Below are 10,747 nucleotides of genomic sequence, written 5' to 3' on the forward strand. Positions count from 1 at the left end.
AGATGGCTCGATGTGATGGAACAAGGTCGCGATGCATCGGCGTTGGCGACTGCGAGCAAGGCGGAACGCGGTGCATTCGGTGCGGCCTTCGCCTCCCGCAGGAGCAGCGCGACACCAGCGTTGGGACTGCTGACGATGCATGCGGGACTGCCGTGGAACGCCGCTCCATTGGATGCGATGAAGGCATTGGCCTGAGCAATCTCAGGCGAAAGGTCGAACGGGGCGAGCGCGCGCGCATCCTCCCAGCGTGAGGCGACGCCGGAGGCGCCGAACTCGAAGCCCATCTTTACAAGGATGCCGTTGCCCGCCGCCGTCGCCAGCCCCAGCGCGCGCAGGAAAACCTGCCGCCGCACGCCGGCTTCTTCGTTGCCGGTGATGCGCCCGGCGACTGGTTCATCCGGGCTGTCGGGAAAGGCAATCGGTGGCGCGATGCGGGCCAGGCGCGCCTGTTCGTCCGCCAGCCAGCGCGAGCGGTAATCCCACCACGCGCCCGATGAAAATGTGGCGTCGAACGCGCATCCGGCCAATGCATCGAGCTGCGCCGCGTTGCAGCCGGGCGTCCATGCAAGGAGACGAAGTTGTGGACGCACGGCCTTCAGTTCGTCCAGCAGGTTTGTCCAGAAGTATGGCGGGACATCGCCAAGTCCCATGCAGCGAAATCCGGCGGCGCCGGCATCAGCCGCATCGAGCATGCGCTGGCGCCAATACGCAGCGACCTGCTCCACCACGTCAGGCAGTTCCGTGCGCAGGCGGCGCACGCTTTGCCGATGTACGGGACGCCGTGGATCGGGCAGGTCGTCATCCGGCATCGATTGCCCGAACCAGTCCGCGGGAGCGTCTGCATCGTCGCCAGTCGTGCGCACGTCGACATCCACCAGCAGCTTGAGTTTGTCGCCCGCGAAGGACTTGATGTCCGACGCCTGCGGCACCATCACATGGTCGAAGCCCAGTTCCACGCACCGGTCGAGGAGTTGATCCATTTCTTGCTGGCCGCCGGGGAGCCGCGGGTCGAGGTAGTAAATCCTCGGAAGGAAGGGCTTCGCTGATCGCATCGTCGTCGTTCGAATTGCTTTGGTTGCGAAAGTTGCACGCAGCCGCGATACGACGCAGCGGCGTGAATCATTTCCAATAGAGCAGCCGACGCGACAGTTTGTTCGCGAAAAGACATTCAGAAATCGCAAGCTTGCAGCGCGATCATTGCAAGACGTTTACGTCCGCCAGGAAATCAGTTGCGGACGAGGAACAAAACACGTGTTTCTTGCCTCTACGCCATTGCGCAATTCCCGCCAGAAACAGATATTGCGAGGAAAGGTTTCCGCCCCTCGGAAACCTCTTGGGTTGTTTTGTGAGGCAGGCAATGATCATTTACCAGGTATATCCGCGCAGCTTCGCGGATTCGAACAACGACGGCATCGGCGATCTCGCTGGCATCGAGCTAAAGCTTCCGTACATCAAGAGCCTCGGCGTCGATGCGATCTGGATCAGTCCCTTCTTCAAGTCGCCGATGAAGGACTTCGGCTACGACGTGTCGGACTACCGCGCGGTCGATCCTATCTTCGGCACGATGGATGATTTCAAGAGCCTGATGCGGCGCGCGAAATCGCTCGGCCTGGGCGTGATCGTCGATATGGTGATCTCGCACACGTCGGAAGAGCACAGCTGGTTCAAGCAGAGTCGTGCGCGCGAAAACAACAAGTCGGACTGGTATCTGTGGTCTGATCCGAAGCCCGACGGCAGCCCGCCGAACAACTGGGTATCCGTCTTCGGCGGACCGGCATGGCGCTGGGATGCGGAGCGGCGGCAGTACTACTTCCACTCTTTCCTGTCCAGCCAGCCCGACCTCAACATGCATAACCTGGCGGTGCAGGATGCGGTGCTCGCGGAAATGGATTTCTGGCTCGACATGGGCGTCACCGGATTCCGCTTTGATGCCTGCAACCACGTCTTCCAGGACGAACTGCTGCGTAACAACCCGCCGCGCGAAAACACGGTCGATGCGCTGCATCCCTACGGATTCCAGGTGCACCTGTACGACCAGGGACGGCCCGAGATGCTGCCCTTCCTGGAGCGCATCCGCAAGCTGCTCGATGCGTATGGTGCGTTCAGCCTGGCTGAAGTCGGCGGCGTCGATCCTCTCAAGCTGATGGGACAGTACACGCAGCCAGGCCGCCTGCATTCCGCATACAGCTTCGCATTGATGCGTCCGGACTACAGCGCTGCCTACGTGCGCAATGTGATCACCACGTTGGAGGAGCATCTTCATCCGGCGAGTTCGGCCTGCTATGCGATGAGCAACCATGACAAGCCGCGTGTGGCCACCCGCTGGCTGCAGGGACGCGATCCGGTGGACACCGCGAAGGCGCACTTTGCGATGCTGCTCTGCATGCGCGGCGACATTTGTTTGTACCAGGGCGAAGAGCTCGGATTGCCGCAGGCCGATGTGCCGTTCGAACGCCTGCAGGATCCGTTCGGAATTTCCTTCTGGCCAAAGTTCAAGGGGCGTGACGGCTGCCGCACACCGATGCCGTGGACGGATGCTGCCCATGGTGGATTCAGCACGGTCGAGCCCTGGCTGCCGGTGGACGCGTCACACCGCGCGCTGAATGTCGAGGAGCAGGAAGCCAACAGCGCGTCGATGCTGCATTTCGCGCGCGAGATGATTGCGCTGCGTCAGGAGCATCCGGCACTCATGCTTGGGCATATCGATTTCTTCGACGCGCCGGATGGTGTGCTTGCCTTCCGTCGACACCATGAGGGACGTGTACTGCTCTGCGTCTTCAATATGGATGGCGTGGCGAAAACGATGCATGGACTCGATGCAAACCAGGTAGTCCGCGCGCAGCACGCACGCTTTGAGGGAGGGACATTGAGCCTGGGCACAAGCGGATTCGCTCTACTGGAAGACTGAGCAATCAAATTCCAATCAATGGCAAATTTGCACAAATTCACGCAAGAGATATCTCACATTCCTAATCGAAAGTATCCATGATGAGTGCCGCCGCATATAGTGTGAGTGCATGATTCATGCACCATTGAAGAGGAAAAGAAAATGTCTACCGCAACACTCCACATGCCTGACGCCCTGGTTACCGCCATGCGCGCTATGGGCCATGGAATCGCCGCGACTACCCATGCGGCGCTTGAACGTATCGGAAATGCCCTGAGCCGCAGTATTGAAGAAACCCGTCGCGAGCAGGACGAAGCCTACCTGGCCGAAGCCACCGACTGCTACGACCTCGAACGCCGCATGCGCGACCTCGACCGCGGATCGCGCGGCGCATTCACCTGGACGTATTGAAGCTGCCATTACGGCAACCATGAGGCGGCTGCCAGGCCGCCTTCCCCCTCCCTCGCAATCTGTCTGTCTCCCCGCACTTCTTCTGCGTTTCACCTCCCCGATCGAACCCTTCCCCACTGGGAATCTCTTGGCCAACGTGCAATACCGCTTTCTCCGGCCATGACTGCCGAACATACTGATTCTATTCAGCAACCCAATTCCACAATTTTTGTCTTCCAGAGAACTCGCAAAACTACTTAGCGTGATATTTTCTGACGACGTGATCTGGATCAACTATTCTGGAATTGCGCTTTTTCTATACGCCTTGCCCTGCTGCTCACATCGCCCATGAGGCGGACCAATTCGAACCCTGAAGAGACTGAAATGTTCAAGAACCTGACCATCAAATGGAAGCTGTTCGCGCTTACAGCCGCCATGCTGACAACCATCGTGATCCTGGGAGCGGTCGGTTATGCAGGAATTGCGCGCATAGGCGAGGCAGTGGAGGAAATCGGCGTAGTGCGCCTTCCGTCCGTGCATGGATTACTGATGTTAAGTGAAGGCAAGACCGATGTCAGGGTGGCAACCCTGTCGGCGGCCATCCATGAAAACAATTACAAGGCGCAAAGCCAGTTCAATGCCATCATCGCCGAACGCGCCAAGGCGTGGAAGGACGCGGAGGCCGGCTGGCGCATGTACGAACCCCTGCCTCAAACGCCGGAAGAGGCAGTACTCTGGAAGCAATTTGTCGGCGAGTGGGAAGCCTGGAAGCGCGTCGACACCGAACTCGCGCGCACGCTCGAGGCACTCTCCAAGAATACCGCCGAGCAGACTCAGAAAGACCTGTTCGCACAGTTCTACAAGCAATACGAAAGCTCCATTCCTCTCATTACAAAGGCCGACGAGACGCTGGAAAAGATCGTCAAGCTCAACGAAGACGTTGCGGCTTCGAGCATCAAGGACGGCGAGGCAGCGCGCTCGCGTGCGCTGATGCTGATGCTGGTCACCGCGGCCGTCGCGGCCGGCGGCATCATTGCAGTCGCGCTGCTGATCACCAGGAGCGTTGCAGGTCCGATCGCGCGCGCCGTCGAAGTCGCCAGGACCGTCGCGTCGGGCGACCTGACCAGCCGCATCACGGTAGACTCGCGCGACGAAACCGGCCAGCTGCTGCAGGCGCTCAAGGAGATGAATGAAAGCCTGGTGAGGATCGTCGGCGAAGTACGCGTCAGTTCGGACACCATCAATACCGCTTCGGGGGAAATCGCCTCCGGCAACCTCGACTTGTCGTCCCGCACCGAGCAACAGGCCAGCTCGCTGGAAGAAACCGCATCGTCGATGGAAGAACTGACTTCCACCGTCAAGCAGAATGCCGAAAATGCGCGCCAGGCCAACACCCTGGCCGCGACTGCTTCCGATGTCGCCCGGCGCGGCGGTGAAGTGGTCACCCAGGTGGTCGACACCATGGGCCGGATCAGCGAATCGTCACGCAAGATCTCCGACATCATCGGCGTCATCGACGGCATTGCCTTCCAGACCAACATCCTCGCGTTGAATGCCGCGGTCGAGGCCGCCCGTGCCGGCGAGCAAGGCAAGGGATTTGCGGTGGTTGCCACCGAGGTGCGCAGCCTGGCCCAGCGCTCCGCCTCCGCCGCAAAGGAAATCAAGGCCCTGATCGTGGATTCGGTCTCCAACGTCGACGCCGGCGGAAAACTGGTCAACCAGGCCGGCGAAACGATGGCGGAAATCGTTGACAGCGTCCGTCGCGTCACCGACATCATGGCCGAGATCCGGGCCGCCAGTGACGAACAGAGCGCCGGCATCGAACAGATCAACCAGGCCATCGCGCAGATGGATGAAGTCACACAGCAGAACGCGGCGCTGGTGGAGCAATCCGCGGCGGCAGCGCAATCGATGCAGGACCAGGCGGGGAAACTGACGCAGGTCGTGGGCGTGTTCAAGACCGGGGATACCTACGCGGTGTCGCATGTCGCTGCTCCGGTACAAGTGCCGGCACCGAAACCGAAGGCTGCACCTCCCGCGATCAAGCCGAAGGCGGCGCCAGTGCGTGCCGCCGCACCTGCGCGTGCACGTCAATTGCCTGCGCAGGCGTCGAGCGATGATTGGGAAGAGTTCTAGTACCTTGCTTGAATGCGGGTGCCGAAAACTGTATTTCGTCCCCATTTCCCCCGTCGCCTTCGCGAGGGCGACGGGGAATCCAAGAAACAATTACAACCAGTCCCACCGGCGCTCGACCGCAGATCCCTGCATCTTGCATTGCCCTCTGTTGCACCCACGTCACACAGTTGTTACCAATCAATTCAAGCCTTGAGCCTGCGGCAGCCGCGGCGCTAGAGTGGATTCAGGAGGCAGCCGGCCTCCCTGATCCACGCAACAAGGAAGCAACATGAGAATGAGGTTCATGCATCGTGACGAGTCCGCCTGGGAAATGGGCGACCTCGCATACGATCTCGACGATACGATTGAAACCGGCGTCATCAAGGCGCGCAGGATGGGACTGGCTGTCGGCTCCGACAGCTATGCGGCCTTCATGACCGCGTTTTCGCGCCGGGTGCGCAGCAGGCAGCCTTCGGAGAGGAAGGAAACCATTGCCGCCGAAGTGGCCGTCGCCGGCTAGGCATAACCCCGGTCTTCCATGTGCAGTGCCTGCGCGAGTTTCGAGCAGGCGGCAATGGCCTCGCTCTCGCGATGGCCGTAGGCATTCCTGAAACGCTGGACCTCGACCGCCTCGCCCGAAGGCGTGCCGACTTCGACCACGAGATCCGGCAGATCGCTCCTCACGCCGGCCCAGGCCATGCCGGGAAGAGGATCATTGTGTTCGCGCAGCGGAATTGAAAACAGCGTGACCGTCGTGACCACCTGTTGTGCGCCTGCATCAACCGACACCATGCGACGCAGGCCAAGCGATGCGAGCGCCACAAGCACGGCAAGCATGGCACCCGCCACTGCAGCAGCGGAAAATCCGGCCAGCCTCGCAAAATGGAAAGCGAACAGCGCGACGACCATCACCACCATGGTGTGGACGGCGCGGTTGACGATGGCGGGACCGGGTAGCTGGACGACGTGCTTCATGGAAAATCCGGGGATGGCAATCGTCCGAGTATAACTGGCTAGCGCATGGCCTCTGGTATCCGATTGGCAAGCACCACGACGCTATGGCCGGGCACCATCATTGCTGGTTCTTCGACTGCACGCACCGCCTGCGCGGCTGCGCTGCTATCGATCAGCAGCTGCCATGTGAGGCGCTCGCCTGGAAAACGGAATTCGATTGCGTCATGCCCGCCGTTCACCAGCATCAGCACGATATCCAGCCGACCCTCATTCCCCATGCTCGCGCGCTGCACCATCAGCGCCCTCGCCTCCGGGTTCTGCCAGGCATCCGGCGGCAACTCCTCGCCCCGCTCATCGAACCAGGCAAGGTCGCGCACGCCAGGAGCCACTTCCTCACCGTGCTGGAATCGCTGTGATTGCAGCGCATCGAAACATCGGCGTACCTCCATCAGCCGGCACACATACTTGCTCAGTGCCGCTCCGTCTTCCGATTGCGCAAGGTTCCAGTCGACCCAGGACAGGGTATTGTCCTGGCAATACGCATTGTTGTTGCCCTGCTGGGAGCGTCCGAATTCATCCCCTGCCAGCAACATCGGCGTTCCCTGCGCCAGCGCCACTGTTGCCAGCAAGGCACGCTGGACGCGTCCGCGCAGGTCGAGGATGGCCGGATCCCCGGTCGGGCCTTCGGTGCCCCAATTGTTGCTGTAGTTCTCGGAGTGACCGTCGTTGTTGTTTTCGCCATTGGCCTCGTTGTGCTTTTCGTTATAGCTGACCACATCCTGCAGCGTGAAGCCGTCATGCGAGGCGACGTAGTTGATCGAGGCCCACGGCTTGCGCCGCCGGCGGTTAAACAAGTCCGCCGACCCTGAGATGCGCGCAGCGAAATCTGCACGTTGCCCCGGATCGCCACGCCAGAAGCGCCGCACGCCGTCACGGAACTTGTCATTCCATTCAGCGAAGCCGGGAGGGTGGTTGCCAAGCTGATAACCGCCCGGCCCGATATCCCAGGGCTCAGAAATCAGCTTCAGCCGCGACAGCACCGGATCCTGCAGGATCGCATCGAAGAAACCCGAACCAGGATCGAAGCCCGTTCCCTCGCGCCCCAGCGTGGCACCGAGGTCAAAGCGGAAACCGTCGATGCGGAAGGACTCTGCCCAATAGCGCAGCGAGTCCATCACCATCTGCAGCACGCGCGGATGCGAGACATTCAATGTGTTGCCGCAGCCGGTTTCATTGATGTAGTAGCGCTCGTTACCCGGCACGAGCCGGAAGTAGCTGGCGTTGTCGAGACCGCGGAAGGAGATCGTCGGGCCGTATTCATTCCCGCTTCCCGTATGGTTGTAGACAACGTCGAGGATGACCTCGATGCCTGCCGCATGCAGCCGTCGCACGGCGAGGCGCATGTCATTCAGGCCGCCGCCCGAGAGGTAGGCCGGTTCCGGCGCGAAAAAAGAAAACGGACTGTAGCCCCAGTAGTTGCGCAATCCTTTTTCCAGCAGGAATCGGTCTTGCAGGAAGGCATTGACCGGCATGAGTTCCAGCGTGGTCACGCCCAGTCCGAGCAGGTGCTCGATGAAGCGGGGATTGGCCAGTGCGGCGAAGGTGCCGCGCAGGTCAGGACGGATGTCGTCGCGCAGGATCGAAATGCCGCGCACATGCGCCTCGTAGATCACGGTTTTGGACCACGGGACATAGGGCCGCTGGTCGCCGCCCCAGTTGAACAGGTCTTCCACCACCACCGACTTGGGCATGGCCTGTGCGCTGTCTCGCCGGTCGAAGCTGAGGTCGCCGCGCGCCGAGCCGAGGCGGTAACCGAATAGTGCATCCGACCAGCGCAGCGGTCCGGACATCAGGCGGGCATATGGATCCAGCAGGAGCTTGTGATGGTTGAACCGGTACCCGCGCTGCGGATCATACGGGCCGTAGGCACGATAGCCGTACAGCAGGCCGGGCCCCGCTTCCGGCAGGTAGCCGTGCCAGACTTCGTCGGTACAATCCGGCAAAGGCAGGCGCCCGACTTCCTTGCGGCCGGCGGCGTCGAAGATGCACAGCTCGATCTTTTCCGCGCTCGCCGAGAAAACCGCGAAGTTGACACCCTGACCGTCATAACTCGCGCCCATTGGAAACGGGCGTCCGGGCAGCAGGCGGTCGGGGATTTCGAAAAACATGTCTCTCCTCTCCGGCCGCCTTGCACGACCTGCAGGCGGCGCTGTTTCAATAACGTTCAAACCTTCCGGAAACGCATGTGCGTCGTGCTAGACTCCCTCCCCGTCCGGTTACGTTCCATCCACTCCGGAAACTCTCTGGAAAACTGTTCAACCGTATAAGGAAAACGGAATGAAGCACGTCACGAAATTCGCCCTCGCCCTTCTTCTCGGCCTCGTTTCGGCGCAGTACGCCGCTGCCCAGGACGCGCACAAGGACCACCACGGCGCGGCCGCAAACGCCACCGCGCCCGCCGAAATGGCTGCCGGCGAAGTCAAGAAGATCGACAAGGGCGCCGGCAAGATCACCCTCAAGCACGGCCGGCTCTACCGCCTCGACATGGCGCCGATGACCATGGTGTTCCGCGTTGCCGATCCGAAGATGCTCGACCAGGTCCAGGTTGGCGACAAGGTCCGCTTCGACGCCGACAAGGTCAAGGGCGCGCTGACCGTCACCAAGATGGAAGTCGTCAAATAAGCAACATCCCTCGGACGGCCCGGCCAGCGGGCCGTCTCCTTATTGCCCGGAACTCCGGTTCAGCACCTGGATGTTGTTGAACACCTGCTGGACGCCGGATACCTTCAGCGCCGTTTGCGCCGCATCGTTTTTCTGCTTCTCGGTGCCAATGAATCCCGAGAGGATCACTACTCCCTTCGCCGTCTCGACATTCACCGACCGGGCACTGCCAATGCCTTCCGTCTGGGCGATTTCCTGCTTGATGCGGGCAGCCAGCTCCGCATCCGGGGATTTCTGCGGGGAAGCGCATGCGCCAAGGACCAGCGCAGCGCAGAGGACGAGACCGGTGGTTTTCATAAGTGCTCCTTTTTCTTGGGAATTCACGGAAAAGAAAACGAGCCTGTATGACAACAGAATGATGTAAAAAAATTCACTTTCAGTTGCGCGATTGCCGTTTGGTCAATATCGAGGCCAAGGAACTTCTTCCCCGCCGGCAGATCACGCATTGGCTATAATTTCTGCCTTCGCCGGACCGGATCCCTCCCATGTCACTCCTCGACTACCAGCTCGAACTGCTTTCCCCCGCCAAGAACGCCGATATCGGGCGTGAAGCCATCCTGCACGGCGCCGACGCCGTGTACATAGGCGGCCCGTCTTTTGGGGCGCGGCACAATGCCAGCAACTCCGTCGAGGACATCGCCGGGCTGGTGGATTTCGCGCACCGCTTCCATGCCCGCATCTTTGTCACGCTCAATACCATTTTGCATGACGCCGAGCTGGACGCTGCGCGCAAGCAGATCTGGGAGCTATACGACGCCGGTGTCGACGCCCTGATCGTGCAGGACATGGGCCTGCTCGAAATGGACCTGCCGCCTATCCAGTTGCATGCGAGCACGCAGTGCGATATCCGCACCGTGGAAAAGGCGCGTTTCCTCGGCGCGGTCGGATTCTCTCAGCTGGTGCTGGCGCGCGAACTGACGCTGGAACAGATCCGCGCGGTACGCGCGGCGGTCGACACCCCGCTCGAATATTTCATCCATGGCGCGCTGTGCGTCGCGTTCTCCGGCCAGTGCTACATTTCCCACGCGGACACGGGCCGCAGCGCCAACCGCGGCGACTGCTCGCAGGCTTGCCGCCTGCCCTACACCCTGACTGACGGCCAGGGCCGTGTGGTTGCCTACGAGAAGCACCTGTTGTCGATGAAGGACAACGACCAGAGCCGCAACCTGGAAGCGCTGGTCGACGCCGGCATCCGCTCCTTCAAGATCGAAGGCCGCTACAAGGACATGGGCTATGTGAAAAACATCACCGGCCATTACCGCCGCCTGCTCGACGAGATCCTGGAGCGGCGTCCCGAATTCGTCCGCGCATCCAGCGGCCGCACGCGCCTGCTGTTCACGCCTGACGTGGACAAGAATTTCCACCGTGGCCACACCGACTATTTTGCGCAGGGGCGCCAGGGCGACATCGGCGCCTTCGATTCGCCGAAATATGTGGGTGTGGAACTCGGCACGGTTGCGCGCATGGGCACCGACCATTTCGACGTGGTGACGAATGCGCCCATGGCCAACGGCGACGGCCTGAATTACATGCACAAGCGCGACACGGTAGGCATCCAGGCCAACACCGTGGAAAAGCTCGGGGACGCGGCGGACGGGCAGCGCTGGCGGGTCTTCCCGAACGAGCCGATGGCCACGCTAACTGGCCTGAAGCCCGGCATCGTGATCCACCGCAACCGCG

9 protein-coding genes and 1 pseudogene are annotated in these 10,747 nt (G+C 61.1%); 6 read left to right on the forward strand and 4 right to left on the reverse strand.

Features of this window, described 5'->3' with window-relative positions:
• Positions 1-980: pseudogene (locus AYR66_RS28970) on the reverse strand (DUF3416 domain-containing protein); the annotation flags it as partial.
• A 377-nt stretch (positions 981-1,357) separates the two neighbouring features.
• Between AYR66_RS28970 and AYR66_RS17570 the strand changes: the two are divergent.
• From AYR66_RS17570 to AYR66_RS17585, 4 genes are all read left to right on the forward strand, one after another.
• On the forward strand, positions 1,358-2,908 hold the full coding sequence (locus AYR66_RS17570; RefSeq protein ID WP_088708580.1) for an alpha-amylase family glycosyl hydrolase: 1,551 nt from the start codon (positions 1,358-1,360) through the stop codon (positions 2,906-2,908).
• A gap of 141 nt (positions 2,909-3,049) precedes the next feature.
• A complete protein-coding gene (locus AYR66_RS30595) occupies positions 3,050-3,298 on the forward strand; it encodes a DUF3563 family protein (RefSeq protein WP_420093108.1) in 249 nt (82 codons plus the stop codon).
• A gap of 363 nt (positions 3,299-3,661) precedes the next feature.
• Entirely contained in the window at positions 3,662-5,413 is a 1,752-nt protein-coding gene (locus AYR66_RS17580) for a methyl-accepting chemotaxis protein (protein ID WP_088708581.1), read from the forward strand.
• A gap of 268 nt (positions 5,414-5,681) precedes the next feature.
• Positions 5,682-5,912 carry a hypothetical protein gene (locus AYR66_RS17585; RefSeq protein WP_141104096.1) on the forward strand — a complete coding sequence of 77 codons (231 nt, stop codon included), beginning with the start codon at positions 5,682-5,684 and terminating at the stop codon, positions 5,910-5,912.
• Here the strand turns inward: AYR66_RS17585 and AYR66_RS17590 are convergent.
• On the reverse strand, positions 5,909-6,367 hold the full coding sequence (locus AYR66_RS17590; RefSeq protein ID WP_088708583.1) for a hypothetical protein: 459 nt from the start codon (positions 6,365-6,367) through the stop codon (positions 5,909-5,911). The two genes, AYR66_RS17585 and AYR66_RS17590, sit on opposite strands and share 4 nt — an antisense overlap.
• A 38-nt stretch (positions 6,368-6,405) precedes the next feature.
• Complete coding sequence (gene glgX / locus AYR66_RS17595) at positions 6,406-8,514, reverse strand: glycogen debranching protein GlgX (RefSeq protein WP_088708584.1); 2,109 nt, start codon at positions 8,512-8,514, stop codon at positions 6,406-6,408.
• Between the two features lie 169 nt (positions 8,515-8,683).
• Between glgX and AYR66_RS17600 the strand changes: the two genes are divergently transcribed.
• On the forward strand, positions 8,684-9,028 hold the full coding sequence (locus tag AYR66_RS17600) for a copper-binding protein (RefSeq protein WP_088708585.1): 345 nt from the start codon (positions 8,684-8,686) through the stop codon (positions 9,026-9,028).
• A gap of 39 nt (positions 9,029-9,067) precedes the next feature.
• Here the strand turns inward: AYR66_RS17600 and AYR66_RS17605 are convergent, their stop codons facing one another.
• Entirely contained in the window at positions 9,068-9,364 is a 297-nt protein-coding gene (locus tag AYR66_RS17605; protein WP_088708586.1) for a BON domain-containing protein, read from the reverse strand.
• A 188-nt stretch (positions 9,365-9,552) separates the two neighbouring features.
• On the opposite strand from AYR66_RS17605, the gene AYR66_RS17610 reads away from it, so the two are divergent.
• A partial coding sequence (locus tag AYR66_RS17610) for a peptidase U32 family protein (RefSeq protein ID WP_141104267.1) occupies positions 9,553-10,747 on the forward strand: 1,195 nt, incomplete at its 3' end.

The organism is Noviherbaspirillum denitrificans, assembly GCF_002211445.1.
Lineage (GTDB): Bacteria > Pseudomonadota > Gammaproteobacteria > Burkholderiales > Burkholderiaceae_D > Noviherbaspirillum > Noviherbaspirillum denitrificans.